The organism is Stenotrophomonas sp. 17(2023) (genome assembly GCF_030345315.1).
Lineage (GTDB): Bacteria > Pseudomonadota > Gammaproteobacteria > Xanthomonadales > Xanthomonadaceae > Stenotrophomonas > Stenotrophomonas acidaminiphila.
On record NZ_CP128405.1, the window covers coordinates 3,070,933 to 3,097,026 of the forward strand.

The following is a 26,094-nucleotide window of genomic DNA, read 5'->3' on the forward strand; positions in this document are numbered from 1 at the left end:
GCGGGCGGCTCCTGTACTATCGGTGCGGGAAAGGACGCCATACGCAGACAGGGAGTTCGGCCATGTGCGCGAACCACTCCAAGAGCGCATTGCTCTACCGCCAGGTCCGGCGCGCGTTGCAGTCGGGGCGCTACCTGCCCGGGCAGCGGATCGATCCGGGCACGCTGGCCGAGGAATTCAACACCAGCCCCACGCCCGTGCGGTTCGCACTGCACCGCCTGGTCGGCGAAAGGCTCATCGATGATCATGCCCGCAACGGGCTGCATGTGCCGCTGCTCACCGAAGTCGCCCTGCGCGAGCTCTACGACTGGATGGAGCACCTGCTGCTGAGGGCCTGCGAGCTGGGGGCCAACGCGACCGACGGCCCGCCGCGCGAACCGGTGGGCGCAGCGCTGTACAGCCACGAGGACCTGGTCAAGGGAACCTGGCAGCTGTTCGACGCGATCGCCGGCGCATCCGGATTCCGCCCCCTGCACGACGCGGTCAGACAGGGTAACGACCGGCTGGCACCGGTGCGTCGCGCCAAGCGCGGACTGATCGACCATGTCGGCGACGAACTGGCCAGGCTCAGCGGCCACTGGCAGAACCGCGACATGCCGGCGCTGAAGGCCGCCGTGCGCGGCTACCACGCACGCCGCAAACAACTGGTGCCGCGGATCGTGGCCTTTCTCGTCGACCACCGCGACCGTCACCTGTAGCCGCGGCATTCCGGCCACGGCATCCGCATGCGCGCGGGCCCGTGCGATGCGGCGCTGCCACGCGCCTGCGCGCCATGGCGTGCTGCTGCACCCACCCGATCCATGACCGCCGGCACGTCTTCGGATAATCATCGCCTGGCAACGCAATAATCATTTGAAAATCAAATCCACTGCCTCACAGGCTGGCGCTCGCCATGGAACGGCCATGGCGCAACCACAGGAGAGGCAACGATGAACAGCAACGACAACACCGGCGTGCACGCCGACGAAGTGATCGTGCTCGGCGTCGCCAGCGTCGAGACCCAGGGCATCCTGCAGGGCAACGAGCCGATGGGCGGCGAGCCCGTGCCGGGTATTTCCGAAGAGTGAAACACGGGGCGCACCACCAGGTGCGCCCCTCTTCTTTTCGAGGACGCACCCATGCCCGCCTGCATTGACCCCGACCTGTCCTACTGCCTGATCGACGGCCACCCGCTCTTCCTCGATCTGGCCGGCGACCGCTATTTCAGGCTGTCCGCGACGACGGAACAGGCGTTCCTCGCGCATCTCGACGGGGCGCCGCTTGCGTCGGCCGCTGCGCGGATGCTGGTTGCGCGCGGCATCGCGCCGGCTGCGGAGCAGGCATCGCCGGATGCCGCGGCGGGCGCCGCGACCCTCGATCCCCCCTCCGAAAGCGCGATGGAGCGTGCGCCGCACGGCCCGCCAGGCGGCCGCGCGCTGCCGCTGGATGTCCTGCGTGATGTCTGCACGGTACGCCTGCAACTGAAACACCGCACGCTCAAGGACACGCTGGCGGCGATGGCGGCCTACCGCCGCGATCATGCCGGCCAGCCCCATGCCGGCCTGTCCCCTGCCCTGCTGCAGCGCCTGTGCGCCGCGGCAGGCGCATTCCGCGACGCCCGCCTGTATGTTCCCGCTGCCACGCGCTGCCTGCCCGATTCGATCGCCCTGGTCCGGTACCTGTCCAGGCATGGCCTGTTCGCGCGCCTGGTGTTCGGCGTCATGGCCAATCCGCTGTCGGCGCATTGCTGGGTCCAGGCGCGGCACCTGGTGGTGAACGACACCGTCGGCAACGCCTGTGCCCACACCCCGATACGGGTGGTGTGATGGCCTACCGGTACCTCGCGCTGCTGCACCCGGCCGCTGGCGCCCAGGCGCCTTCCATCGATGAAGCCACGCATCGGCTGCACCCGCTGCGCATGCAATGCCACCGACCAACCACCGGCTGCACGCTGTATGCCAGCGTCGACACGCCGGTGATCGTGCTGCCGGGGCAAGGCCTGGTGCTGGGCCATGTCTTTTCGCGAAGCGGCACGCCGCTGACGCATGCGCGGCAGTTTCCGCCCTGCACCACCCCTGGCGATCTGCGCCGGCACATCCTGGACAACTGCTGGGGCGCCTACCTCATCGTCCAGGCGGATCCCACGCACGCCGACCGCCTCACCTTCCAGCGCGATCCCGAGGGCGGGATGCCCTGCCTCCATCGCATCGCCGATGGCAGCGGCTTCGTCGCCTCGGACGTGGAACTGCCCGTGTGCCTGGGCTGCTACCGCAGGAGCATCGACTGGGATGCCATCGGGCACCGGCTGCTGTACCCGGACATCAAGACCGCGCGCACCGGGCTGGCCGGCATCCGCGAACTGCTCCCCGGCACGCGCATGGACGTGCAGGGAGGGCGCACAACCCTGCACGCGCAATGGTCGCCCTGGGACGTCATCAACCGGCAGGATCCGTACGCCAGTGCGCGCGAGGCGGCCGATGCCGTGCGCGCCGCGGTCGGCATGGTCACCCGCGCCTGGGCCGGCGTCGACCGGTCGATCCTGCTCGAACTTTCCGGCGGGCTGGATTCATCGGTCGTCGGCATCAGCCTGAAAGACAGCGCTGCCGCGGTGGCATGCTGCACGCTGGTGACGCCGGTGCCGGGCGCGGACGAGCGACGTTACGCCAGCCAGGTGGCGGCCCTGATCGGCGCACCGCTGGATGCACAGGTCATGGGCCTGGAATCGGTGGCGCACGATTTCGACGTTGCGCCATGGACCGCAACGCCGCGGGTGGGAATGCTGCAGCACGCCACCGACGCCATCATGGAACAGGCCCGGCACCGCCATGGCGCCACCAGCTTTTTCTCCGGCGGTGGTGGCGACACCGTCTTCTGCTACCTGACTTCGGCCGCCCCGGCGGTGGATGCCTTCCGGCAACGGGGCGCGGCGCAGGCGATACGCGCGATCCGCGACCTGGCCGGATTGCACCAGTGCACCGTCTGGAAGGCAGGCAGGCTCGCATTGCGCAGGCAGCTACGCGCTCACGGGCCGCCCTGCAGGCCCACGGACGAATTCATCGCGCCCGCGCGTGCCCCCTGCGCGCCCGATCTTCACCCCTGGCTTGAGCTGCCCGGGCATGCGCTTCCCGGCGAACGCGAACGGATCTTCGCCCTGGCCGCCACCCAGATATACAGGGAGTCCGCGCCCCGGGCGATGCGCGCGCACCTGCGGCTGCCACTGCTGTCGCAACCGGTGATGGAAGCGACCCTGCGCGCGCCCAGCTGGATGTGGATCGCCGGCGCGCAGAACCGCTCGCTGGTGCGCCAGGCATACGCGGACGTCCTTCCGCAGGCGGTCTTCGCGCGCCGCAGCAAGGGCTCCTTCACCGGCTACATCGGCGCGCTGCACGCCCGGCACCGGCCGCGCCTGCGCGAGTTCCTGCTCGACGGCATGCTGCACGCGCAGGGCCTCGTGGACGGCGCCTCGCTGGAGCACTGCTTCGAACGCGAGCCCAGCCCGCGCGACCGCTCCATCGGCCGCATCCTGGAGCTGTGCGCGGTGGAGAACTGGGCACGGCATCAGTCCTAGCGACGCGCGTCCCCCCGGTCCCCTGCGCCCTGCCTGGCGGCCATCACCCGCCAGCGCGCGTATTGCCCGGCCTTGGACGGGTGCGGGTCCTCGATGCCCTGCAGCCAGAACCGGAACCAGTCCAGGTTGCGCTCGTACACCGCCAACTTGTGCCGGGGCTGGAACTTCTGGTGCGCTTCGTTCGGGTAGACGTACAGGTCCGCACGCGCATCCCGGATCAGCGGAACCGCATAGTCGAGCGTGTGCAGATACTCCTGCTCCGGCAGCTGCATCAGTACCGGCACGTCGATCCGCTGCAGGTTGAACACCGGCGACAGGCGCTTCCATTGCGCGGCCGTCGTTTCCGGGTCGCCCAGCTGCCAGTAGGTGCGCAGGCGCGAGAAGAACGTATCGCCGGACAGGCTCATCAGCGTGTACGCGAGCGGGGAGAAGGCGATGCTGCTGACCGATGCGGCCGCCAGCCTGTCCGTGTTCATCGCCATCCACAACGTCACTTCGGTGCCGTAGCTGAGCCCGCCCATGCCGACGCTGTCGCGATCGATTTCCCCACGCGACGACAACAGGTCGATGACGCTCTCGATGGCCAGGCGGCCGGTCTCGAACCGGGTGACCGCGTCCTGCACGCTCGGCGGCGCATTGATGCACAGCGCCGAGATGCCACGATCCGCAAGGGTCGCCAGCGGCCACTCGTCGCCGACCCCGCCGCGGACGAAGCCCGTGCACCGGTAATACGTCAGGAACAGCGGCGGCCGGCCATGGCCTGCGCGGCGGGCAGGGAAGTACAGCCCGTTGAACCGGTGCCCCGTCGCATCCTGCCAGTGCAGGCGCTGTACCGGCACGTGCGCCATCTCCGCCGCCAACGCCGCATTCGGATCGAACAGCACCTGCCTGGCACCCGACTCCAGATCGATCCGCTCCAGCCGCGGCGGATGGCGCGCGTCCGCGGCGACGCACACCAGCGCCGCGGCCGACGCACCGCAACCGCCGGGTGCCGCGCGCCCGCCGTTCACCAGCCCGGGGGTGCGGACCACCGGGAGCACCCGGCCGGTGGTGATGTCCCAGCGGAAGATGGACTGGGCCTGGCTGTCGTCCGGGTCGGTCAGCGTGAACACCACCTCGTCGTGCCCGGGCCGCCACTGCACGCTGGTGATCGGCTGCCCGGTGCACAGCGCATCGCGGCAGCGCAGCGGCCGCCTGCCCTTGCCCGTGGCCGCCACAAGCTCGACCTCCGGCCGCGGCCCCACGCCCTGCCACCCGCCCACGTGCACCAGCATCGCGGCGCGGCGGGCTTGCGCATCCCATGCCAGCTTCCAGGGCGTGAACGCCGCCACCCAGCCCGGCGGCGACGCCGACGCAGTGTCCTCGCCGGCCACGTCCCGTACCTGCCCCGTCGCCAGCGCGATCTCGCGCCAGCGGTCGGCAGCGCCAGCCAGCAACGGCGAGCGGATGACGTCGCTGCCGAGCAGGCGCTGCGTGGAGCCGCGCCGGTCGAGATACCCCGAGCGGAACAACGGCTGGCCCAGCGGTACGGTCTGGTCGATGTGGATGCCGCGGTCGTACTCGGCCTGCTCGGCGTCGCGCACCTGCTGGCGGGTGGCGCCGACGCTGTAGCGCAGCGACCGGCCATCGGCAGCGAGCCGGAAGCGGCGCACGTCGGCCGGATCGCGCGTCAGCGCACGCGCGTCCGAACCATCGGCACGGGCCCGCCACACCGCGACGCGGCCATCGAGCAGCGCGCGGTAGTAGATGAAGCGGCCATCCGGCGACCACGCCACGCCGGCCGGGGCGAGCGATGCCCCATCCGACTCGCGCAGCAGCTGGCCGCCCTCGCCCACCCGGCGTGCCGGGGCGCTCGCATCCATGCGCTGCACGTACCAGGCGGTGTCGTGGGTGTTGCGCTCGACCGACGCACGCTGCAGCCGGAACGCCACGTGGCTGCCGTCGGGCGAGACCGCCAGTTCGCCCAGGTCGCTGACTTCCACCAGCTGGCGCGGCGAAACCCCCTGCGCGTGCAGCCCGCCGCCGAGCAGCATGCCGGCCAGCACCGGCGCGAGGAGCCGCCGGGCCCACCGCGTCACTGGGTTCATCGTTGGGTCCTCCCCATGGGTCCGGGCCACGTCCGGCCTACCAGCGCCGGGATACGGTGAGGCTGGCGTAGCGCCCTATCGCCGACGCGTTGGTCGAGTCGTAGGGCACGTCGGTCGCCGCCGCGGGCCGGTACAGCGGCGGTGCGCGATCGAGCAGGTTCTGCACCGACAGCGCCACCTCGAAGCCGGCGCGGGTGTTGTTGCGCCGGGCAGTGGAGTACTGCAGGGCCAGGTCGAAGGTGGTGAACGAGGCCAGGTCCTGGCGCAACGCCGGATAGGTCGCGCCCCCGGTGTAGTTGGCGAACGAGGACGCGGTGAACCCGCCGTCGTTCCACACCAGCCCCAGCCGGCCGCGCAATCTGGCCGGATAGAAAATGGTACCGGCCAGGTCGAACGGCGCCTGCCCCGGCGTGTTCTGCTGGGTGCTGTCCAGCCAGCTCGCCGAACCGCGCAGGTCCAGGTGGCCGCGGCCCAGCGCACGCCCGTATGCGCCGGAAAGATCGAGCCCCTTGATCCGCTGCGTGCGCGCGTTGACGTACTCGCCACGCCCTATGACCACCACGGTGGCAGGGTCGTAGGGCTTGCCGGTCCAGTTGTAGAAACCGCCGGAGTAGGTGGCAAGCAGGGCGGCCTGCTGCTCCAGCGTGGGCGAGAACTCGAGGAACTCGGCCACCGCCGGATCGCTCAGCACCTGGCCGAAGGCGGCGAACGGCTGCACCACGCGCTCGCGGTAATCGATGTCGAACCAGGTCAGGTCCGCCTGCAGGCCGGGCACGCGGTCCGGGTGGAAGGCCAGCGACACGGTGCGCGTAGTCGCCCGTTCCGGGCCGAGCCGCGGGTTGCTGCCCCACGACAACAGCACCGCGTCGCCGGCACCGTACCCCGTGCCGCCGATCATCGCCGGCGGCACCAGGTAGGCCACCAGGCTGCCGTAGCGCTCGTTCAACGTCGGCGCCTTGAACGACCGGCCCCACGATGCCTTGAGCGTGACGTCGCGGCCCGGTGCATAGAGCAGGCCCAGCTTGGGGGTGGTCACCCGGCCGAAGCTGTCGTAATCCTCCATCCTTGCGGCGGCGGTCAGTTCCAGCCGCCGCGCCGGTGCCACCGTTCCCGCACCGAGCAGCGGCACGTTCGCTTCCGCATACGCGAAGCGGCTGCTGTCCTGGCTGCGCGCCTGCGCATTGGACAGCAGATTGCGGTTCAGCAGTTCGTTGCTGCGGTAGCCGGCGCCCACCGCCAGTCGCACCTCGCCCGCGTCCAGCGCCAGCAGCGGCCCTTCGGCGCCGATTTCATACGAGCGGCTTTCGTTGCAGCGGCACACGCCCGATACCTGCCGTGGGTCGCCACCGGCATCGACAACCAGCCACGCCCGGCCAATGTTCTCGTCGCGGGCCCGCACCGCACCGGCCTGCAGGGTCCAGCCGTGCGCCAGCCCGATCTCCAGCGACGGCGCCAGGAACCACGCCGTGCTGTCCGAGCGCTGGTCGTAATGGAGCCCGCGACCGGTCTGGTAGTAGACCTGGTCGCGCTCGGTGCGCAGCGCATCCAGGCGCAGTTCGGTCCTTTCGCCCAGCCATTGGTAGGCGCTCACCAGCCCACTGCGCGTGCTGCCGCCGGGGTAAAGCACGAAGGGCCGGGCCATGTGCTGCGTGTACGAGCGCTCGCCGGCATCGATCGGGTCGACGCGGGTATCGCGGAAGGTCGCGATCAGGCCACCGTCCTTCCATGTCGTACCGGCGGTGGCGTCGTAATCGCGCGTGTCCAGGCCACCGCCGTCCGCGCGTCCATAGCGGGCGCTGAGCACCGCCCCTTCCATGTCGCGCTTCAGGATCACGTTGCCGACGCCGGCCACCGCGTCCGAGCCGTAGATCGCCGATGCGCCGTCGGCAACGATGTCCACGCGCTCCACCGCGGCCACCGGAATGGCGCTGATGTCCACCGCCTGCATCAACCCGCCGTAGGCCAGGCGCCGGCCGTTGAGCAGGGTCAAGGTCGCGTCCGGGCCGATCCCGCGCAGGTTGAGGCTGGAGCCGCCGCCTGCGTTCTGGTTGTACATGTTGCCCGAGCCGGTCGCGCTGACGACCCCCGGGTTCTGCCCGCCGTTGAAGTTCTGCGGCAGGCTGCGCACCACCTCGCCCAGCGTGCTGAAACCTTCCTGGCGGATCCGCTCGCTGCCGATGGCGATCACCGGCGAGGGCGTGATGCCACCCCGCAGCCGGGTACCGGTGACGGTCACCGTCTCCAGTTCGGTCGCGGCCGCGTCCTGCACCGGCGGCGTGCCCGCGGCGGCGGCGCCCTGCCCCGCGGCGTCCTCGCGCTGCGCGCTGTCCTGCTGCGCATCCGCATCGGGGCTGCCCGGTAACGGTTCCGGGTTCGGGAGCGTGGCTGCATGGCCATGCAGGGTGGCGAACAGGGCGATGGAAATGGCGTTGCGTAAAGCACGGGTCTTCATGCGGCGTCCTTTGGTTTCCAGGGTGGGTACTCGGGGGTGCGGTCCGTGCAGGGACGCAGGCGCTGGGCACACCGGGCCGGCCACGGGCGGGCGCGCTCCATGACAACGCGCTCCATCACGACGTGCTCCGTCACAACGTGTCCGGTCACAGACGGAGCCCGTCGGCCGTGCTGGCAATTCCTTCGTGGTGTTCCCGATGCCGTGTCCGGGCGTGGCCTGTGCGTTACCCAGGCGCCGTCGCCCTGCCGTACCGCGTCGCGCTCCACCCGAGGGGCGGGAGCGCATGCACTCGAATAGTTTATTTATTAACTCGATACGCACACTACGTTTAACGTAGTATCGGTGTCAAGCGCCCTTCCGGAAGCTTTCGATCACCGAAGCCCGGGACGTACACGGCCTTGTCCGAGAAAAGAGAGCTCCCCGTCTACAGCGTGCGTCTGCGCGAAGCGCGGGAGACCTATGGCATCTCGCAGCGCAATCTCGGCATCAAGGCCGGACTGGATGATTTCGTCGCCAGCACCCGCGTAAACCGCTATGAAACCGGCGTACACCAGCCCGACCTGCAGACCCTGCAGCGCATCGCCGAAGTGCTCGACCTGCCGGTGGCGTACTTCTTCGCCGAGGACGACGCGCTGGCGGAACTGATCAAGGAATACAGGCGCGGCAAGTCGCGCAAAAGCTGATCGCCGACGCTACTGCACGTAGTTTTCCTACAGCCCTGTGCGGCAACCTCCTACACCGGACAACACGGGCTCCCGAGTCCAGGCCCTATTGCACCGCACGGGTCGTGTTCCTTGCCCCCAAGGCGCCCGCCAGCGCGCCGCGCGCTACCCTGTCGCCCCGCACTCCCCCGCATTACCGGCTGTCCCGTCCATGACCGCTTCCTCCCACCGCGTCCAGGGCCTCAACAACGACGAGGTGCCGGCCGACTGGCCCGCCATCAGCCCGCGCGAGATCGCATGGCTGGCGGGGCGCTTCCCGCAGCTGCGCGGCGCGGCTGCCGCGCTGTGGCACAGCCCGCGGCCGATGTCGGCCGCGGCGCTGGTCGAGGGCGCGGCCGGGCGCGTGTTCGTCAAGCGCCACCACCACAGCGTGCGCGACGCGGCGACACTGGGCGAGGAACACCGCTTCATCGCCCACCTGGCCGCTGCTGGCGTGCCGGTGGTGCAGTTGCTGCGCGACCGCGACGGCGCCACCGCGATCGAACACGACGGCTGGACCTACGAACTGCACACACCGGGCAACGGCGAGGACCTGTATCGCGACGCGGTGTCGTGGACACCGTTGACCAACGTCGCCCAGGCACGCGACGCCGGGCGCATGCTGGCGCGCCTGCACCACGCTGCCGCCCGCTACCACGCCCCGCAGCGCGGCACCCACCTGCTGGTGGCGCGCGACGACCTGATCCGCAGCCACGACCCCATCGCCGCACTCACCGCCGACCTGGGCAACCGCCCCGGCCTTGCCCGCTACCTGGCGCGCATTCCGTGGGAAGACCAACTACGCGGGATCGTGCTGCCCTGGCATGCGGGCCTGGCCGAGCGCCTGCGCGACGAACCGCGGCTGTGGGCGCACAACGACTGGCACGCCTCCAACCTGCTCTGGCAGGGCGACACGGTGAGTACCGTGCTCGACCTCGGCCTGGCCTCGCCCACCAGCGCGCTGTTCGACCTGGCCACCGCCATCGAGCGCAATGCGGTCGCCTGGCTGGAACTGGAACGCGGCGCGGACGCCGTACGCATCGATACCGCGCTGGCACTGCTCGACGGCTACCGCCAGGTGCTGCCGCTGTCCGCCACGCGCATGCACCTGCTGGCCGACCTGCTGCCGGTGGTGCACCTGGACTTCGCGCTGTCGGAAGTGGAGTACTTCGAAGGCGTCACCGGCTCCACCGCCAACGCCGACGTCGCCTGGCAGCCGTTCCTGCTCGGCCATGCGCAATGGTTCGGCAGCGCGCACGGCCAGGCGCTGCTGGCCGCACTGCACGCGGCCGCCTGAATCCGCATGCGGAGACAAACCCCACCTCCGTCGAGTGCGAAGTTTGCGGTGAAGCACGTAGGTGCCGGGCCCGCCCGGCATGGGGACTAAGGAACGCCGGTTAATTGGATACTTCCAGCCAATCTGGTCGAATACCGACGGCCGTTGAAATGCCAGGCAGGACCAACGAACGGAGTCCGGCTTCCTTTTGCTGACCGGCGGCAATCGACCAGAAGCGGACATTCAGTGTCTACGGAAGGTTTGCAGATTCAGTCCTGATTTCTCGGTGTTTGCTGCAACTGCTGACCATGCATCTGGTGGCGCGACATGTTGCTTGCGCGCTGTATCGGCAACGGGTTAGCGATGCTGGCCGGCCCATCTTGGACCTGCTGTTCCCACTTCAGCGGACAAGAGCGGCCCGCATGCGCAGCATGCCTTCGACATTCGGCCATCCTTCGAATGTCTGCACCACACGATCACCTTGCATCAAATAGAACGTCGGAGTGTCGAGACGGGTGAGCGGCTGCCAGTCATCCAAGGTGTACATCCGTTGCATGGGCAGGTCCGGATGCGCATCGTTCCAGTCAAGGATTCCTTTTCTGGGTAGCGAGGGGTCTGGAGGGACAAGCAAGAGCAAGCGCTCACGCAGCCAGCGTAGATCCTCATTTGACTCGATGTCGGCCAGGGCGCGTGTCGAGAAGACACATGAGGGATGGACAACAGCGATGACCTGCAGGTGCCCAGCCACTGGCGTCCAGGTGCGGGTGGCAGCGGTATTGTCGCCATCCAGTGAAAGGTATCGCCAAGGTCCGTCCGGAGCGCCGCTGGCGGCGATTGAGATACGAGGCAGCAAGGCGGCCTGTCCATCACCCGATTGTTCCAAGAGACGGTTGGCATCGTCGAAGCGGGCGACCGTAACAAGCGCACCCGCATAGGTGCGGGTATGCCAGTCAGTAGCCCCGCCGTTTCTCAGCAGCTCCTGGTACAGGCAACCTAGAGTTTCCACGTCGGCTTCCGCCAGCGAATAGAACTCGGCGAACGCAGTAGCCCTGAAGAGGTCGTCGGTAAGTTCAACGTCACCAATTGGGCGCGAGCAGACAGAGATGCCGGTAGTGAGCTTTCGATAGCTCGAAATGACGGCTTCCGAGCGTCGTTCTCCACTCTCGCCGCGCAATTGGAGATTCAGTTCCACCAGTCGACCGTATAGCGGATGAGCGTCCTTGGCTGGTGGACTTGCCATCAATCCGAAGATCGGAAGCACCGCCATCCATAAGATGGCGGTGCGAACTGGTGCATGGAGTTGCATCAACAACCGCTCATGCAGATGGAACCGACGTCCCTGGAGCACGTTGCACGGCCCGAGCACCAGTAGTTCTCGTGGTCCGCCATGATTTTGAAGGTTGTTTGACTGCCGAATGCAGACCTGACCTGCCTGTCTTCTGGCGTATCTGCTCGGAGCTTCGACATGATGGATAGCGTACTTTGCAGGCCAAATATCGAAAGAAGATCGTAAGCCTGGCTGCTGGACAACTCGGATTCTATGTCGGCGTAATAGAAGGAAGTCACGCCGGTTTCATTGAATCGCAGCGAATTCAAAAACCGCGCCTTGGCTGCAGGGGATAGCGCATTTATAGGAGATTCACTGATTCTGGCCTTGGCAAGAAAAGCCGCGAGTTGCGTCGCGGAATGTACTGGCGCATTTCTACGCAATACCTGCTGCTGCTCAACGTAAGAACTGGCCAATTGCATAGCAATCGTTTCATTGGCTCCGTGGTCAGGCTGGTCGTTCGCCAACGCTGCGCCATTCGATAAAAGGCCAACTACTGATGTTGCATATAACAGGAATAGATGCGATTTCATAAAAAATTTCCTTTAATATGAATGCATTAATTTGCGCCGATAACTAACGCGGGCGCGACGCTGGTTTTAATCCGGATGAGCGCATTTTGCAAATTGTGCCCGCAGCCTTGGGGAGTGATCCTTGAGATTGCGCATCTGGATGTCTCGCTCCACTGCTGTCATGTAACGCTCCGCTGACAGCCTGCACAGGTGTTACAGCATTCCGAAGAAGACACCGATGAGCAATGTGCTGGAACAGGTCAAGCGATGGGAGGCGCAGCGTGGTTCCGCATACTCCGTGACTGCGAACTTCTGCTCATGGCCGAAGGACGTCGTGCGGCCTAAGGGTGGGCATTAGGCGAGCGATCCGGCTGTAGATAGACTCAAGCAACTTCCATCGGGTGGCTGGGCCTCATGGGGCCATCTGCTGCCAGATCGCGCGACCACAAGAATGAAACGCATGCGCAAGGCTTTGATTGGGACGATCGCGCTACTTTCACTGGTGCTCGCCGCATGCGCGCTGCGCGTGGCCGATGCGCCGCAAAACGCCGCTTTGCCGAGCACGGTTGACGAAGCCGTCGATCGACTTCTGAGCGACCTGCCCGCCGATGACGTCGATTGGATGCGGCGAAACCCAAAGGACAGTGTCACCAGCCATCTCTACATGGGATACGGCACAGGCGTGCGCAACCGGTTCGGCTTGTGGAGCGGCAACGATGCCTTGCTCAAGTCCTGCGGAACTGAAGATCCGGAGGGATGCTCGGTCGTCATCCTCGAGGCAATGTGGGACAAAGTTCAGGCGCAGACTGATCCTGCGTTGCGCGCGTCCCTGCAATGCCAGTTCGCAACAGCGCACAAGATCCGGATCAACACGACGGGCTGGTATCTGCTCACCCTCGGCGAAATGCTTGACGCCATGCAAGCGCAGATCGATCGCCAGGTGGCCAGCGCGGCTGCACCCGGCTGCCCCACCCAGTTGCGCATCGTGCCCGTGGGCGATTTGAACCGCCAATGCTTCGTACGCGCGGAACTCGAAAATGAGGAACCGCTCGACGCCACACTGGTGTGGCTCGGATTTCGAAACCAACTCACCCCCCGCCATGCGCCGCCCGACCTGGAGTTCAGGTTCCACGAGGCATGCGCATGGCCCGAACGACCGGCCCACTTCGCGCCCACACCCGGAAATTCCACTCACTGAGACTGGGAGCGACAGATTGACCGTGACGGCAGCGCTGCCTTTGCTGAACACGCCGCGTCAGCCTTCTGACTTGGTGGCATAGTTCTCGTCTCATACGCTCACCGTCTTCGTGTACAAGGATGGTGCCGATGCCGCGCGCAGGTATTCTGCTTTTAGTGGCGCCCTTCAGCGCTGCAGCGCAGAGGGAACCTTTTTCCAGGGCTATCCGCTGGCTGGCCAGCCGGGCCTCGCCGGTCCAAAATCGAGCTGTATCAACATGAAAGCCGGCCATACGGCGCTTTGTGGACAAGCCATACAACCGGACCTTGGGGTCCGCCTATTAGGTAGTTGGACCCGTGAGCCACATTCCATCTAAAACCGAGATAGACCGCCCCCTCACGGCAGAGGAGCAATCCATTGTCCAATGGCTCCTTGACCATGGGGATGGTGACAACTCCGAGTTCTTGCATCAGTTGAGCCAGGCACGCGTTGCACGCCTTTGTGACTGCGGTTGCGCGAGCATCTACCTCTCCATTGGGGGCAAGCGTCCCGGACCAACCGCCATGCGGGTTCTTTCAGACTTCCAATGGCGCACCAGCGATGGACACCTGTGCGGCGCACTCGTCTTTGAGCAGGATGGCTTGCTGGCCGGCTTGGACCTGTGGTCCATTGATGGTCAAGCCACTCCGGATGCCCTGACGCCAATCCAAAGCCTGGTTCCCTATGGCACGCCATCCCAAGTTTGAGAATTCATTAAAGCCGAAGCCGCTTCGCGGCTCGGCTTGACTCCAGCAATAGGCATCAGACCGAGCAATGCCGCACTTCAAAGTCATTCTTTCCGGCCGCGGCATTGACCTGCCATTCGAAGGTGATTCGGTTGTTGGGTTTTTCACCACCAGGCTGGTTCGGGCTGCTGACATGGCGAGTGCCGAATCTTTGGCAAAAGAGCTTGTGTTGTCCGAGTGGTGTTTTGGCGGCACATACGCCCAAGCCAATCGCGGATCTATACCTGCGCTATCCGTCGAGCAGTCGTTACCTGTGGGTTGGCTGGCCGGTACCCTTGGACGTAAGCCTTCTGGCTATACCTTCTACTGCCAAGAGGACTAGATTGCTGCTTGACAATTCATTCAAGCCGAGCCGCCTCACGCCGCGGCACAACCTATGAGCCGTGAACGTCCGCTTCTGGCCGACCTCCGCCAGTAGTCAGCTCCTCAGTCCACAAGCGCTCTTCCCGCATCCCACCACTGGCGGCGTCCAATCCTGTTGGCAGGGCCTTCCGGCGCCTTGGCTGCATGCACGGGGCTTTGCCGGGACGGCCCCATGCAGGGCCACAGCCCCGCCTCCACGAAATGCCAGGCTCCCTGCGCGGCAGGCCCCACCCCACCCACGGGCCAAACCGCGGCATTTGTGGTCAAATACCGGCCTGAAGCGGGGGTGCCTGGGCTTGTCCAGGCTGAGAGAGTCCCTTGGAACCTGATCCGGTTTGCACCGGCGTAGGGAGCTTTGAGCAGCAGGCACACCGCCTTCGTGGCCGGTCGCGCGTGCGCGCCTTCGCTTCGTCTCCCCCTACGGCTGATGACGAAACGAATGAACCGCTGCCATACCCTTTCGCTGTTGACCGCCGCGCTGGCCGCGGCCCTGCCGCTGCACGCCCGTGCCCTGGACACCGCCGCCGACCGCTCGCCCACCGAGCTCGATGCCGTGCGCGTGCAGGCCAAGCAGCCCGGCGCCAGGGACACCCAGTCCAACAGCTTCGGCAGTGGCGACTGGAAGAACACCCCGGCCTCGATCAGCGTGCTGGACCGCGGGCTGCTCGACCGCCGCGTGGTGCGCACGCTGTCCGAACTGGCCGACAACGATGCCTCGCTGGGCGACAGCTACGCGCCGGTGGGCTACTACCAGAACATCGCCATCCGCGGCTTCGCGCTGGACACCGCCACCGGCTACCGCTTCAACGGCCTGACCATCGCCGGCGAACAGCGGCTGGCGCTGGAGAACGTGCAGCAGGTGGAAATCCTCAAGGGCGAGGCCGGGCTGGCCGCCGGCGTAATCGCCCCGGGCGGCGTCATCAACTACGTGGGCAAGCGCCCGGCCGAGGTACGCAATGTCACCCTGGGCACCGACGCCGAAGGCGCGCGCTACGCCGCGGTGGACGTGGGCCACTGGCTGACGCCGCGCATCGGCGTGCGCTTCAATGCCGCCTGGGACGACAACCACTCCTACATCGACCATGCCGACGGCCGCCGCAACTTCTACGCGCTGGCCACCGACTGGCTGATCGGCGAGCGCGCCAAGCTCGAGGTGGACGCCAACTACCAGACCAGCGCGCAGCGCTCGGCCTCGGGCTACCAGCTGCTGGGCGCCAGCATGCTGCCGCAGCACGTGGACCGCACGCAGATGCTGGGCTACCAGCGCTGGCAGCAGCCGGTGGGCATCGACAGCACCAACCTCAGCGCACTGCACACCTACGATTTCAGCCCGGCATGGCAGTCGCGCGTGTCGGCCAGCCACAGCCGCTCGGTGATCGACGACAACGTCGCCTTCGCCTACGGCTGTTACTACGCCGAAGCCTGCTGGGACGGCAGCGTGCCGGGCAATTACTTCGCGCCCAACGGCGACTACGACATCTACGACTACCGCAGCCCCGACGACACCCGCCGCAACCAGCAGCTGCGCGCCGAACTGCGCGGCCGCTTCGCCACCGGCGCGGTCGGGCACCAGCTGGTGCTCGGCGCAGACTACTTCCGCCGCTCGGTGGACAAGCGCCGCAACGTCAACGAATACGTCGGCACCGGCAACATCCACGACGACGCGGTGCCGCAGTTCGACCCCTCGCCGCTGCAGCCGGGCCCATCGGTACGGCGCGTGGACAGCCGCCAGAAGGCGCTGTTCGTGCTGGACCGCATGCAGCTGGCCGACGACTGGCAGTGGCTGGCCGGCGGCCGCTTCGTGCGCCTGGACGAGCGCGCCTGGGACAAGCGCGGCAACCCCGAGCGCGACAGCCGCGTGTCGCGCTTCCTGCCGCAGACCGCGCTGATCTGGAGCGCCAACGCGCAGCTCAACCTGTATGCCAGCTACGTGCGCGGCATTGCCCTGGGCCAGGAGGCGCCGTTCTGGACCAGCAACGAAGGCAGCTTCCTGCCGTCGGTGCTGTCGCGCCAGCTGGAAGTGGGCGCCAAGTACGCGCCCACCGATGCGTTGAGCCTGGGCGCGGCGCTGTTCCGCATCAGCCGGCCGTTCCAGTACGCCAAGCCGGATGCCAGCGACTACGGCTACACCTTCGTGCAGGAAGGCCAGCAGACCCACACCGGGCTGGAACTGAGCGCACGCGGGCGCATCGGCGACGCGCTGCAGCTCACCGCCAGCGCCAGCGTGCTGCGCGCGCGTGCGCGCGACACCGGCACCCCGGCCTACGAAGGCCACCCGCTGATCAACGTACCCACCACCCGCGCCAGCGTGCATGCCGACTACGCACTGCCGTTCGTGCCCGGGCTGGGCGTGACCGGCGGCTGGCGCTACGCCTCGTCCAACGTCGCCACCGCCGACGGCCGCGTGCGCGCGCCCGCCTACAGCGTGGTCGATGCCGGCCTGCGCTTCCGGCATGAACTGCACGGCCGCGCACTGGACTGGAACCTGAGCGTGGACAACGTGTTCAACCGCTTCTACTGGCGCGACACCGGCAGCAGCTCGGGCGACTACTACCTGTTCCCGGGCGCCCCACGCCAGGCGCGGCTGACGGTGACCCTGGCGCTATGAGCCCGGCGCTTCTGGAATGGTCCGCGGTCATCGCCAGCGCCCTGGGCGTGTGGCTGATGGCACAGCGGCGCATGCTGGCCTGGCCGGTGGGGCTGGTGTCGGTGGGCCTGTACGCGCTGGTGTTCTTCCAGGCGCGGCTGTACTCGGACATGCTGCTGCAGGGCGCGTTCGCCGCGTTCCTGGCCTACGGCTGGGCCACCTGGCACCGCCAGGACAAGCCCGACGGCCGCGTCGCCATCGCCCCGCTAGCCGCACGCACCGGCGCCCTCCACCTGGCCGTGGGCGTGGCCTTCGGCCTGGCCCTGGGCGCGGCCATGCACACCTGGACCAACGCCGCCCTACCCTGGCTGGACGCCATGCTCGCCGCGCTCAGCCTGGTGGCGCAGTGGTGGCAGGCGCGCCGCCACACCGCCACCTGGTGGCTGTGGATCATTGTGGACGTGGTCTACGTGGGCATGTATGCGGTGAAATCGCTGCACGCCACCGCGGCGCTGTACCTGGTGTTCGTGGGGTTGGCAGCCAGCGGCCTGCAGGCGTGGAAGAAGGCGGCGCGGCTGGAAGGAACGCCCGGTGCCGCGCATCCGTGAGGGGACGGCATCGCACGATTTATCGTTCCAGGATCGTAAAGAAATAATCCGCGCAATACAGAAATTTTCCTGGATATTTATTTGAAAACAATTGGTTGAAAAACAATCACACATGAAATATGGTTCGAAAATCGTAAAGAAACGAACCCATGCCACGCCAAACTGCCGCCACGGTTGCCGACCTGCTCGCCCTGCTGGGGGACGGCGACCCCGTGCCTGCCGGTGTCCTGGTTGAGCAACTGGGTGTCAGCCGCCCGGTGCTCGCGCGGCTGGTAGCCGAGGCAGGCGAACGGATACTGCGCCTGGGTAAGGCGCGGGCCACGCACTACGCCGCCCGCGCCACTGCGGGCACTTCCAACGCATGGCCACTGTTCCGCATGCGTGCTGACGCCACGCTGCAGGAGCTGGGCACGTTGCACGCCCTGCGCGGCGACCGCTTCCACTTCCAGCCCTCCGGCGAATGCCCCAACCTGACGCGGCCGGTGGATACCGTCAGCGGGTACTTCCCCGGCCTGCCATGGTTCCTCGATGACCTGCGTCCTCAAGGCTTCCTCGGCCGCACCCTGGCCCATCGCATGGGCCGGCAACTGGGTGTGCCGGAAGACCTGACCCGCTGGCAGGTACGCGACACCCTCACCGCCATCCTCCATGGCGGCACCGGCATGGGTGACCTGTTGTTGGGGCAGTTCGCAGTCGAGCGCGCGCTTGCCGAGCTGGACACCCCCACCGATGCGGTCACCCCCGCGCAACGCGCCCAGCGCTACCCGGCGTGGGCGCGGGAAGCGCTGGCGGGCGAAGAAATAGGCTCGTCCCCGGGCGGCGAGCAACCCAAGTTCACCGCCACGGTGGACACCGGGCGCAGCCGCTACGCCGCGCTGGTGAAGTTCGCCCCGCCCGATGAAGGCCAGGCCGCACGGCGCTGGGCCGAACTACTGGCCTGCGAGCACCTCGCCTTGAACTGCCTGCGCGACGCCGGCCTCGATGCCGCCGAATCGGAACTGATCCAAACCGACGGCCACACCTTTCTCGAAGTGCGCCGTTTCGACCGCATGCCCGGCACGCTGGGCCGGCGCGGCTTCGTCTCGCTGCTGGCGCTGGACGCCGCGTTTATCGGCGAAGGCACGCGCGACTGGGGCCTGGCCGGTGAACAACTGCTGGCGGCGCGCTGGATAGAACGCGGCACCGCCGACACCATGGCCCGCCTGCACTGGTTTGGCCGCTTCATCGGCAACAGCGACATGCATCTGGGCAACCTGGGTTTCCACCTGCCGGACACCGGCCCGCTGCCGCTGTGCCCCGCCTACGACATGCTGCCCATGTACCTGGCCCCCTCGCGCACCGGCATCGTGCGCCCGGCCAGCCCACTGCCACTGGCCGCCCCGGCCCGCGGCGGCCAACTGCCCCACATTGCATGGGCCGCAGACGCCGCACTGCGCTTCTGGGGTGCCGTGGCCGACAACGACCACATCACCTCGCCCGAACTCAACCAGCTCGCGCGCGAGAACCACACGGCCGTGGCTACGTTTGCGCGCAGGTTTGCGGGCTAGCGGCTATATGCCGTAGCAAGCGGTACGAAAGTGGACATAATCCTTGCGTCAGGTCAGGGAACGCCCTTCATGCAAGAAGCAGCCCGCATGTTTCCCAACAACGGGAACTGGAGCAGCGAACAACTTAAGCTTGCCTTCCACTTTTATTGCCAAACGCCCTTCGGCAAGCTGCATAGCCGCAATCCGCAGATCATTGAACTGGCAAGGCTCATCGGCCGCACGCCCGGTGCGCTGGCAATGAAGTTGGTCAACTTCGCCAGCCTTGATCCGTCGATCACGGACAGTGGGCGTAGCGGCCTAAGTGGCGCTTCGGCGCTGGATCGACAGGTGTGGAGTGACTTCCATGCCGATTGGGGGCGGCTGGCCGTGGAGTGTGAGCAACTTCGCGCTGCGCTGTCGGAAGCAAAGGGCGAGGTAGCGACCCGCCAAGCAACCGATGAAGATGACTTCGTACTAGACGACTACAGCGGCAACACGCGCCATACCCTCGTGCAGCAGCGCATCAAGCAAGCCTTCTTCCGCCGCGCGGTACTAGCCAGCTACCGCGGCCGCTGCTGTGTCTCTGGCGTTAGCGATGCGCGCTTGCTGGTCGCCAGCCATATCGTCCCTTGGCGGCAGGACAAAGCCAACCGGCTTAACCCGAGTAATGGGCTGTGCCTTTCCGCACTCCATGACAAGGCATTCGACCAGCATCTTTTCTCATTGACTGACGACCACCGCATCGTGCTATCGGCAAGCCTGCGGGCCAGCAAGGACACCTTTCTACGTGAGGTCTTCTGGCCTGTCGAAGATCGCCAGATTGAGCTGCCCGACCGCTTCCGCCCAGGGGTGGATTTCATAAGTAGCCACCGGGAAGCGATGCTGACAGCAGCAACGCACCACGCCAACTTCTAGCTGCTCCCTTCGACCCTTCGGGAAATGGAGTTCCATGAAAGTAATCAAGAACTTGCTGCGCCTGGACGCAACTGATCTTATCGGCGTCCTCGCTGCAGGGTCGGCCGTACTGACCACTGCGCTTGGCTACTTCCTGGTGGCGACGAAGGCAGAGTGGTCCCCCTGCAGCCGCGCACTGGTGGCCTATGGCATTGGGTTCTGGACGGCCATGTTCCTGCACCTTGTTGCTGAAGCGATCAAGAGCCCCCGTGCAGTGCTTGGCCGGCTGCTCAATTCGTTTGGACAAGGCTTTGCAGATCGCTTGCTTGCAGCGCTCTTCATGGCGCCGGGCCTTGGACTTGGCATTTGGGCAGTAAGTGCGCCTATCACCGCAGAAGCCCCCTTGCCGGTTGCGGTGGGAGTTGCCTTGCTGCTTGCTTCCTTTCTCTACAGCGAGTTCACCTTGCCTTCGTACAAGCGCACGTGAGCTGCCGGCCTATAAAGCCGGCCCGCTTTTGTAGGGATGCCGCACCATCTATTTCTAGCCAGCGGGCAACTCAATCACCAGCCGCCCCTCCTGCGCGGTGATGCGCAGCTTGGCGCCGATGGCAAAGCCCAGCTGCTCCAGCCACAGGCCGCTCAAGCGCAGGTGCGGGACGGGTTGGTCGCCGCCGTGGCCGTGGGCGCCAGGGTAATACGTGTAGCTGACGGTGCATTGGCGGGGCTGGCGCGGGCGGCGCGGTGCGCTCAGGCGGCCGGGGCCGGTGGGGAGCGGGTCGGGCTGCAGCTCCGGCGGTGGCAGCGGCGGCAAGGCGTCGAGCAGCGTTTGCGCGGTTGTGCGTGCATGGCGGCGGGGCGGCCGCTTAGCGGCTGGTGCGGCGGATGCGCGGCGGCTCATGGCGCCCCCTGCGGGTTGCGGGCGGAATGGGCCACACCGCTGCACTCGCGCAGGGCGGCATTGATGCGGGCGGACAGGCTGCGCAGGCATTGCGCCAGCACGCCGGGCTGGCACAGCAGATGCGCGGTGAGGTCGTGGTTGCCCTGCTCGGTGGCCGCCAGTGCGGCCAGCCGCTGCATGACGTCGCCCACTTCAAGCAGCAGCGCGTGCGCGCCCTCGGGGAACAGATAGCCCGGCGCGTGGGCCGGCGGGGATGGTGCGGTGTACATGGCAACGCCCTCCTGGAATACGCCAAGTACCGCCGCCCGAAGGCGACGGGATGTCGGGAGGTTCGAAACCGCAGAGAGCCGGCGGGCGTATTTCCCCGAAGGGTGTTGTATTAGCCGCCCTCCCGACGCAGGCATCGCGTCGGCTTATGCCCGCAGGATTGGGCACAAAAAACCCACCGGTTTGACGGAGGTGGGTACCGCTCTCTGAGGAGTTTCGACGCTCCTTGGTGGCGAGAGTGCTGTTGCTTTGAAGCAATGTCAACCATGATCCGAGCAGATGAGCAAATGCGCAATGATTTCCTACTCCACTACTTCCTGAAATCTGACAGGCAACTACTCTTCGTAAAACCCCAAGCAAGCCCATCGATCAAGCAGGAAAGTCAGGCTGGCAAATAGTTGGCGCCCCCAGCCTTCACCACACCAGCTGATAAGAAACCTGACCCCGTTATCCAAAGCCCTGACTCTGTTCCGTAATAAATCCGGTGACAGCTGAAAACCTATCCGACCTTAAAAGCGCTTAGCAATCCCAGCAATCTGCACCGGGGTCGCAGCAAGCTCGGTGGAGTCACCATTCCTCCAATACACTTCATTATTGAGATAAGAAATCTCTGCCTGCGGCGGAATGGAGATTACTATGACCCCAAGCCCATAGTACGAATTGTAATCAAAACTTGAGAGAACCGAAGTTTTCAGAGGCTCAGACAGAGAAGAATTTTTCACAGCATCTTTCCATCTAGAAAAATACTGTTCGACCGAAATCCCAAGCACTTTCGCCTCTCTATCCACCCCAACGACGTATCGCCTACCAACCTTGTTTGGTTTAATGCCATCAAGCTTGGCTACTTGGACTGAGTCCGCATCCTTATCAGTCACGCCGATAAGTATCGTCCCCGATTGGCCCTTTCCATTGTTTGCGATAGCGCATATCGTCTTGATCACCTTTTCAACAACGTTCGCGTCTACATCCCGTCCTTTCGGAGCGAGCGTAAGCATACCTTGCTTCAACTCGTAGGATGGTGTCTCGATCTCAGAACGCCTTATGGTCGACTCAATATCGGTGATGGCGTGATTATTGTAGATCCTCTTAGAAAGTGAAGGATCTTTGACAAATGCCCCGGCGAGCAAGCCTTTGATGGTGTCGATATTCTTTCTTCGTTCATCAGGCGAGGTCGCTTTGCGAGAGGTTTCAATCCGATCATGCAATCCATCGATCGCCTTCCGAGCAGCCGCATAATCTGAAAGACGCATTCCGTCCTTCACAATAAGCTCATGGACTGCGATAAAAATGGCGGCAAAAACAGCCGGGAACGAATTAGTATTTCTTTTACTAAAAAGAATATCCCTCAGTTTTTCATCGCCATTGCACCCACAGATTCCGAGTATCTCATCAAGACAATATTTCAGTTCCTGAGAAAACTTATCTTCACCATAAACCTCCAGAGCATTCTCGATCCTTGCCGACTCCTCGGTACCCACCTCATAAATAGAGTCCAGAGCGTCTTTTGATCGTTCGATTAGCTGACCACCGACAATGCAAGCTGCCAAGTCAGCTATGCATTGTTCGTCCAAGCTATCCCTCAGCTCAGTAGATCGGAGAATACCTTGTCTAACCCAGAAGACCTCATCGGCCTGCACGTCATAACCGTGCCTAGTCATCGGCAAATCGATGCTAATCGATGGCATTTTTCCGAGATTAATTATTCCAGCAGATTCATCACCACGGATCGTACAGGCAATTGACCGAACCATATTTGAGAAAGAGTTCTGCACGCCTGCTTGTCGCCGCTCCTGATCGCTCAGACGATGGCCGTAGGTGTTAATTCTCCCGAAGACATCGTTAACCTCATGCTCGGTAGCACCCCGCATCACAGACAAGGCAAGGTTATAGTCTAGAATTACACCAACCTCGTCCTGGCTTATTTTTTTGGCGTCCGTATTCGGGTCAAACTTCCCCGCGTCGGCACCAGCCTTTGCCGTAGGGAAGTGCTGAACGTCGAAATATCGCCCATCGAGCGTAGGAAAAGAACATTCGATAAACGAAAAAATTGCATGCAAGCGCTGAAGGCCGTCAATTATTTCGTAGGATCCAAGAGCACCATCGCGCTCTGCCACAAGCACTGCGGGAATCGGATACTTCTTGAGAATAGACTCAATAAGGCGCTGCTTTTCTTCAAGAGTCCATACTAGTTTCCGCTGATATCGCCGATTAACAATCAACTTATCGTTTGAATACCAGCCATATGCAGATTGGATCGAAGTCGGTTGAGATGCTAGCTCGGCCACTCTGTAATTCCTTTCCAGTTAGTGACATCAGATGTTATTGAGGGCTCGTAGCTGAGCCCCCAATTGATTTGCCGATCAATCAAACCCCAACAGGGTTCGCCTTCTCCGGATCAATGTTGTACTGCTTGATCGCCCGGGCCACATCCTTCGCGGTCATCTTGCCGTCCTTCGCCAGCGCCGCGATGGCAGCGTGGGCGATGTAGTAGCGGTCCACTTCGAAGAAGCGGCGCAGGTTGGCGCGGGTGTCGGAGCGGCCGAAGCCGTCGGTACCCAGTACCGAGTAGGTCATCGGCACGAAGGCGCGGATCTGGTCGGCGTAGGCGCGCACGTAGTCCGTTGCGGCGATGGCCGGGCCCTGGCGGCCTTCCAGCAGCTGGGTGACGTAGGCCTTGCGCGGTTCGGCTTCCGGGTGGAGGCGGTTCCAGCGTTCGACGTCGAAGCCGTCGCGGCGCAGCTCGTTGAAGCTGGGGCAGGACCAGATGTCGGCGGTGACGCCGAAGTCCTTGTCCAGCAGCTCGGCCGCGGCAATGGCTTCGCGCAGGATGGTGCCGCTGCCCAGCAGCTGCACGCGCAGTTCGCCCTTCTTGGGCTTGCCGGCGTCGGTGAGCAGGTACATGCCCTTGATGATGCCGTCGGCTGCACCTTCCGGCATGGCCGGGTGGGTGTAGTTTTCGTTCATCAGGGTGATGTAGTAGTACTCGTCGATCTGGTCTTCCATCATGGCCTTGGTGCCATGCTGCAGGATCACCGTGACTTCGTAGCCGAAGGTGGGGTCGTAGCTGCGCACATTCGGAATGCCGCCGGCCACGATGTGGCTGAAGCCGTCCTCATGCTGCAGGCCTTCGCCGTTGAGCGTGGTGCGGCCGGCGGTGCCGCCCAGCAGGAAGCCGCGGGTACGCATGTCCGCGGCCTGCCAGGCCAGGTCGCCCACGCGCTGGAAGCCGAACATCGAGTAGTAGATGTAGAACGGCAGCATGGGCACGTTGCTGACCGAGTAGCTGGTGCCGGCGGCCATCCACGAGGCGATGGCGCCCGGCTCGCTGATGCCCTGCTGCAGCACCTGGCCGCTCTGGTCTTCGCGGTAGTACATGAGCTGGTCGGCGTCGACCGGCTTGTACTTCTGGCCGTACGGGGCGTAGATGCCGATCTGGCGGAACAGGCCTTCCATGCCGAAGGTGCGGGCTTCGTCGGCGACGATGGGCACCAGGCGCGGGCCGAGTTCCTTGTCGCGCAGGCTGATGTTCAGCGTCTGCACGAAGGCCATGGTGGTGGAGTAGGTGCGCTCGCCCGAATCCTTGAGCAGGCGCTCGTAGGTTTCCAGCTTGGGCGCGTTGAACGACTTGTCGGCCTTGCGGCGGCGCTGCGGCAGGTAGCCGCCGAGCGCGGCACGGCGCTCCTGCAGGTACTGCACTTCCGGCGAATCCGGGCCCGGGTGGTAGAACGGCACCTGGCCGTCCTTGAGCTGTTCGTCGGTGACCGGGATGTTGAAGCGGTCGCGGAAGTGGCGCACCGCTTCGTCGTCCAGCTTCTTGGTCTGGTGGGTGGGGTTGAGCGCCTCGCCGGCGCTGCCCATGCCGTAGCCCTTGACCGTCTTGGCAAGGATGACGGTGGGCATGCCCTTGGTGTTCACGGCCTGGTGGTAGGCGGCGTACACCTTGTGCGGGTCATGGCCGCCGCGGTTCAGGCGCCAGATGTCGTCGTCGGACAGGCTGGCCACCATGGCCGCGGTTTCCGGGTACTTGCCGAAGAAATGCTCGCGCGTGTACGCGCCGCCGAAGGCCTTGCAGTTCTGGTATTCGCCGTCGACGGTTTCCATCATCAGCTTCTTGAGGACGCCGTTGGTGTCCTTGGCCAGAAGCGGATCCCAGTAGGAGCCCCACAGCAGCTTGATGACGTTCCAGCCGCCGCCACGGAACACGCCTTCCAGTTCCTGGATGATCTTGCCGTTGCCACGCACCGGGCCGTCCAGGCGCTGCAGGTTGCAGTTGACCACGAAGATCAGGTTGTCCAGGCCTTCGCGGCCGGCCAGGGCAATGGCGCCCAGGGTCTCGGGCTCGTCGCTCTCGCCGTCGCCGATGAAGCACCACACCTTGCGGTCGGACTTCTCGATCAGGCCGCGGTTTTCCAGGTAGCGCATGAACTGCGCCTGGTAGATGGCGGCCAGCGGGCCCAGGCCCATGGACACGGTGGGGGTCTGCCAGAAGTCCGGCATCAGCCACGGGTGCGGGTAGGACGACAGGCCGCCGCCGTCCACTTCCATGCGGAACTTGTCCAGCTGCTGCTCGTCAATGCGGCCTTCCAGGAAGGCGCGGGCGTAGATGCCCGGGGCGCTGTGGCCCTGGATGAACAGCAGGTCGCCCGGGTGGGTGTCGCTGGGCGCGCGCCAGAAGTGGTTGAAGCCCACGTCATACAGCGTGGCGCCGGAGGCGAAGGAGGCGATGTGGCCACCCAGGTCGCCCGGCTTGCGGTTGGCGCGCACCACGGTGGCCATGGCGTTCCAGCGGATGATGGAACGGATGCGCCATTCCAGCTCGGCATTGCCGGGGCTCTTGGCCTCCAGCTGCGGCTCGATGGTGTTGACGTATTCGGTGGTGGGGGAGAACGGCAGGAACGCGCCCGAACGACGGGTCAGTTCAACCATGCCTTCCAGCAACTGATGCGCGCGCTCGGGGCCCTCGACATCGATAACGGCCTTCAACGACTCGATCCACTCCTGGGTTTCCAGGGGGTTCGGGTCGTTGTTCAGCACTTCATTCAACCAGTTCATTGGCGCTCCCAGTTACGGCACGCACGCGCGCGCTT

The 26,094-nt window shown here is 65.2% G+C and carries 22 protein-coding genes and 1 riboswitch; of the genes, 14 read left to right on the plus strand and 8 right to left on the minus strand.

Annotation, left to right across the window (positions count from 1 at the left end; translation table 11 throughout):
• The first annotated feature begins 62 nt into the window (after positions 1-62).
• The 4 genes from QQA12_RS13830 to QQA12_RS13845 all read left to right on the plus strand — a co-directional run bounded on the left by QQA12_RS13830 (position 63) and on the right by QQA12_RS13845 (position 3,547).
• Positions 63-698, plus strand: a complete 636-nt coding sequence (locus QQA12_RS13830; RefSeq protein ID WP_226049604.1) for a GntR family transcriptional regulator — start codon at positions 63-65, stop codon at positions 696-698.
• A 231-nt stretch (positions 699-929) separates the two neighbouring features.
• Entirely contained in the window at positions 930-1,067 is a 138-nt protein-coding gene (gene stcA, locus QQA12_RS13835; RefSeq protein ID WP_103055248.1) for a lasso peptide StcA, read from the plus strand.
• 51 nt (positions 1,068-1,118) lie between these two features.
• Entirely contained in the window at positions 1,119-1,805 is a 687-nt protein-coding gene (locus QQA12_RS13840) for a lasso peptide biosynthesis B2 protein (RefSeq protein ID WP_226049605.1), read from the plus strand.
• Positions 1,805-3,547, plus strand: coding sequence for a lasso peptide isopeptide bond-forming cyclase (locus QQA12_RS13845; RefSeq protein ID WP_226049606.1), 1,743 nt, complete (start codon positions 1,805-1,807; stop codon positions 3,545-3,547). The genes QQA12_RS13840 and QQA12_RS13845 overlap by 1 nt, the downstream gene beginning before the upstream one ends.
• On the opposite strand, the gene QQA12_RS13850 is transcribed toward QQA12_RS13845, so the two are convergent.
• Both QQA12_RS13850 and QQA12_RS13855 read right to left on the minus strand, forming a co-directional pair.
• The gene (locus tag QQA12_RS13850; protein WP_226049607.1) at positions 3,544-5,634 is read right to left on the minus strand and encodes an Atxe2 family lasso peptide isopeptidase; all 2,091 of its coding nucleotides are present in this window, start codon (positions 5,632-5,634) and stop codon (positions 3,544-3,546) included. The genes QQA12_RS13845 and QQA12_RS13850 overlap by 4 nt on opposite strands.
• A gap of 37 nt (positions 5,635-5,671) precedes the next feature.
• Positions 5,672-8,086: a TonB-dependent receptor gene (locus tag QQA12_RS13855; protein WP_226049608.1), complete on the minus strand. Its 2,415-nt coding sequence runs from the start codon at positions 8,084-8,086 to the stop codon at positions 5,672-5,674.
• Positions 8,087-8,484: 398 nt separating this feature from the next.
• Here QQA12_RS13855 and QQA12_RS13860 point away from each other — a divergent pair, with 398 nt between their 5' ends.
• Entirely contained in the window at positions 8,485-8,769 is a 285-nt protein-coding gene (locus tag QQA12_RS13860; RefSeq protein WP_054667693.1) for a helix-turn-helix transcriptional regulator, read from the plus strand.
• A gap of 190 nt (positions 8,770-8,959) precedes the next feature.
• On the plus strand, positions 8,960-10,084 hold the full coding sequence (locus tag QQA12_RS13865) for a phosphotransferase (protein WP_226049609.1): 1,125 nt from the start codon (positions 8,960-8,962) through the stop codon (positions 10,082-10,084).
• A 379-nt stretch (positions 10,085-10,463) separates the two neighbouring features.
• Here QQA12_RS13865 and QQA12_RS13870 read toward each other — a convergent pair whose 3' ends face one another.
• On the minus strand, positions 10,464-11,369 hold the full coding sequence (locus tag QQA12_RS13870; protein ID WP_226049610.1) for a hypothetical protein: 906 nt from the start codon (positions 11,367-11,369) through the stop codon (positions 10,464-10,466).
• Positions 11,369-11,923 carry a hypothetical protein gene (locus tag QQA12_RS13875; RefSeq protein ID WP_226049611.1) on the minus strand — a complete coding sequence of 185 codons (555 nt, stop codon included), beginning with the start codon at positions 11,921-11,923 and terminating at the stop codon, positions 11,369-11,371. The genes QQA12_RS13870 and QQA12_RS13875 overlap by 1 nt, the downstream gene beginning before the upstream one ends.
• 439 nt (positions 11,924-12,362) lie before the next feature.
• On the opposite strand from QQA12_RS13875, the gene QQA12_RS13880 reads away from it, so the two are divergent.
• The 8 genes from QQA12_RS13880 (at position 12,363) to QQA12_RS13915 (ending at position 20,329) form a co-directional block, all read left to right on the plus strand.
• A complete protein-coding gene (locus tag QQA12_RS13880; RefSeq protein WP_226049612.1) occupies positions 12,363-13,100 on the plus strand; it encodes a DUF6794 domain-containing protein in 738 nt (245 codons plus the stop codon).
• Between the two features lie 335 nt (positions 13,101-13,435).
• Positions 13,436-13,825 carry a hypothetical protein gene (locus QQA12_RS13885; RefSeq protein ID WP_226049613.1) on the plus strand — a complete coding sequence of 130 codons (390 nt, stop codon included), beginning with the start codon at positions 13,436-13,438 and terminating at the stop codon, positions 13,823-13,825.
• Between the two features lie 67 nt (positions 13,826-13,892).
• On the plus strand, positions 13,893-14,186 hold the full coding sequence (locus QQA12_RS13890) for a hypothetical protein (protein ID WP_226049614.1): 294 nt from the start codon (positions 13,893-13,895) through the stop codon (positions 14,184-14,186).
• Positions 14,187-14,499: 313 nt separating this feature from the next.
• Positions 14,500-14,596: riboswitch (TPP riboswitch) on the plus strand.
• Between the two features lie 70 nt (positions 14,597-14,666).
• Positions 14,667-16,835 carry a TonB-dependent siderophore receptor gene (locus tag QQA12_RS13895; protein ID WP_226049615.1) on the plus strand — a complete coding sequence of 723 codons (2,169 nt, stop codon included), beginning with the start codon at positions 14,667-14,669 and terminating at the stop codon, positions 16,833-16,835.
• A complete protein-coding gene (gene pnuC / locus QQA12_RS13900; RefSeq protein WP_226049616.1) occupies positions 16,832-17,422 on the plus strand; it encodes a nicotinamide riboside transporter PnuC in 591 nt (196 codons plus the stop codon). The genes QQA12_RS13895 and pnuC overlap by 4 nt, the downstream gene beginning before the upstream one ends.
• A 149-nt stretch (positions 17,423-17,571) precedes the next feature.
• Entirely contained in the window at positions 17,572-18,969 is a 1,398-nt protein-coding gene (gene yjjJ, locus QQA12_RS13905; protein ID WP_226049617.1) for a type II toxin-antitoxin system HipA family toxin YjjJ, read from the plus strand.
• 87 nt (positions 18,970-19,056) lie between these two features.
• Positions 19,057-19,863 (plus strand): HNH endonuclease, encoded by an 807-nt coding sequence (locus QQA12_RS13910; protein ID WP_226049618.1) that lies wholly within the window; start codon positions 19,057-19,059, stop codon positions 19,861-19,863.
• 34 nt (positions 19,864-19,897) lie between these two features.
• On the plus strand, positions 19,898-20,329 hold the full coding sequence (locus tag QQA12_RS13915) for a hypothetical protein (RefSeq protein WP_226049619.1): 432 nt from the start codon (positions 19,898-19,900) through the stop codon (positions 20,327-20,329).
• A 54-nt stretch (positions 20,330-20,383) separates the two neighbouring features.
• Here the strand turns inward: QQA12_RS13915 and QQA12_RS13920 are convergent, their stop codons facing one another.
• From QQA12_RS13920 to aceE, 4 genes are all read right to left on the minus strand, one after another.
• Entirely contained in the window at positions 20,384-20,740 is a 357-nt protein-coding gene (locus tag QQA12_RS13920) for a SymE family type I addiction module toxin (RefSeq protein WP_226049620.1), read from the minus strand.
• Complete coding sequence (locus QQA12_RS13925; RefSeq protein ID WP_226049621.1) at positions 20,737-21,009, minus strand: hypothetical protein; 273 nt, start codon at positions 21,007-21,009, stop codon at positions 20,737-20,739. The genes QQA12_RS13920 and QQA12_RS13925 overlap by 4 nt, the downstream gene beginning before the upstream one ends.
• 507 nt (positions 21,010-21,516) lie before the next feature.
• Complete coding sequence (locus QQA12_RS13930) at positions 21,517-23,292, minus strand: DUF262 domain-containing protein (protein WP_226049622.1); 1,776 nt, start codon at positions 23,290-23,292, stop codon at positions 21,517-21,519.
• A 79-nt stretch (positions 23,293-23,371) separates the two neighbouring features.
• Positions 23,372-26,059: a pyruvate dehydrogenase (acetyl-transferring), homodimeric type gene (gene aceE / locus QQA12_RS13935; protein ID WP_226049623.1), complete on the minus strand. Its 2,688-nt coding sequence runs from the start codon at positions 26,057-26,059 to the stop codon at positions 23,372-23,374.
• Between the last annotated feature and the right edge of the window lie 35 nt (positions 26,060-26,094).

What these genes read in the sequence shown, in the direction of transcription:
- QQA12_RS13830 (WP_226049604.1), top strand. Translation starts at nt 63, where the DNA reads ATGTGCGCGAACCACTCCAAGAGCGCATTGCTCTACCGCCAGGTCCGG.
- stcA (WP_103055248.1), top strand. Translation starts at nt 930, where the DNA reads ATGAACAGCAACGACAACACCGGCGTGCACGCCGACGAAGTGATCGTG.
- QQA12_RS13840 (WP_226049605.1), top strand. Translation starts at nt 1,119, where the DNA reads ATGCCCGCCTGCATTGACCCCGACCTGTCCTACTGCCTGATCGACGGC.
- QQA12_RS13845 (WP_226049606.1), top strand. Translation starts at nt 1,805, where the DNA reads ATGGCCTACCGGTACCTCGCGCTGCTGCACCCGGCCGCTGGCGCCCAG.
- QQA12_RS13850 (WP_226049607.1), bottom strand. Translation starts at nt 5,634, where the DNA reads ATGAACCCAGTGACGCGGTGGGCCCGGCGGCTCCTCGCGCCGGTGCTG.
- QQA12_RS13855 (WP_226049608.1), bottom strand. Translation starts at nt 8,086, where the DNA reads ATGAAGACCCGTGCTTTACGCAACGCCATTTCCATCGCCCTGTTCGCC.
- QQA12_RS13865 (WP_226049609.1), top strand. Translation starts at nt 8,960, where the DNA reads ATGACCGCTTCCTCCCACCGCGTCCAGGGCCTCAACAACGACGAGGTG.
- QQA12_RS13870 (WP_226049610.1), bottom strand. Translation starts at nt 11,369, where the DNA reads ATGCAACTCCATGCACCAGTTCGCACCGCCATCTTATGGATGGCGGTG.
- QQA12_RS13875 (WP_226049611.1), bottom strand. Translation starts at nt 11,923, where the DNA reads ATGAAATCGCATCTATTCCTGTTATATGCAACATCAGTAGTTGGCCTT.
- QQA12_RS13880 (WP_226049612.1), top strand. Translation starts at nt 12,363, where the DNA reads ATGCGCAAGGCTTTGATTGGGACGATCGCGCTACTTTCACTGGTGCTC.
- QQA12_RS13890 (WP_226049614.1), top strand. Translation starts at nt 13,893, where the DNA reads ATGCCGCACTTCAAAGTCATTCTTTCCGGCCGCGGCATTGACCTGCCA.
- QQA12_RS13895 (WP_226049615.1), top strand. Translation starts at nt 14,667, where the DNA reads ATGAACCGCTGCCATACCCTTTCGCTGTTGACCGCCGCGCTGGCCGCG.
- pnuC (WP_226049616.1), top strand. Translation starts at nt 16,832, where the DNA reads ATGAGCCCGGCGCTTCTGGAATGGTCCGCGGTCATCGCCAGCGCCCTG.
- yjjJ (WP_226049617.1), top strand. Translation starts at nt 17,572, where the DNA reads ATGCCACGCCAAACTGCCGCCACGGTTGCCGACCTGCTCGCCCTGCTG.
- QQA12_RS13910 (WP_226049618.1), top strand. Translation starts at nt 19,057, where the DNA reads ATGTTTCCCAACAACGGGAACTGGAGCAGCGAACAACTTAAGCTTGCC.
- QQA12_RS13915 (WP_226049619.1), top strand. Translation starts at nt 19,898, where the DNA reads ATGAAAGTAATCAAGAACTTGCTGCGCCTGGACGCAACTGATCTTATC.
- QQA12_RS13920 (WP_226049620.1), bottom strand. Translation starts at nt 20,740, where the DNA reads ATGAGCCGCCGCGCATCCGCCGCACCAGCCGCTAAGCGGCCGCCCCGC.
- QQA12_RS13925 (WP_226049621.1), bottom strand. Translation starts at nt 21,009, where the DNA reads ATGTACACCGCACCATCCCCGCCGGCCCACGCGCCGGGCTATCTGTTC.
- aceE (WP_226049623.1), bottom strand. Translation starts at nt 26,059, where the DNA reads ATGAACTGGTTGAATGAAGTGCTGAACAACGACCCGAACCCCCTGGAA.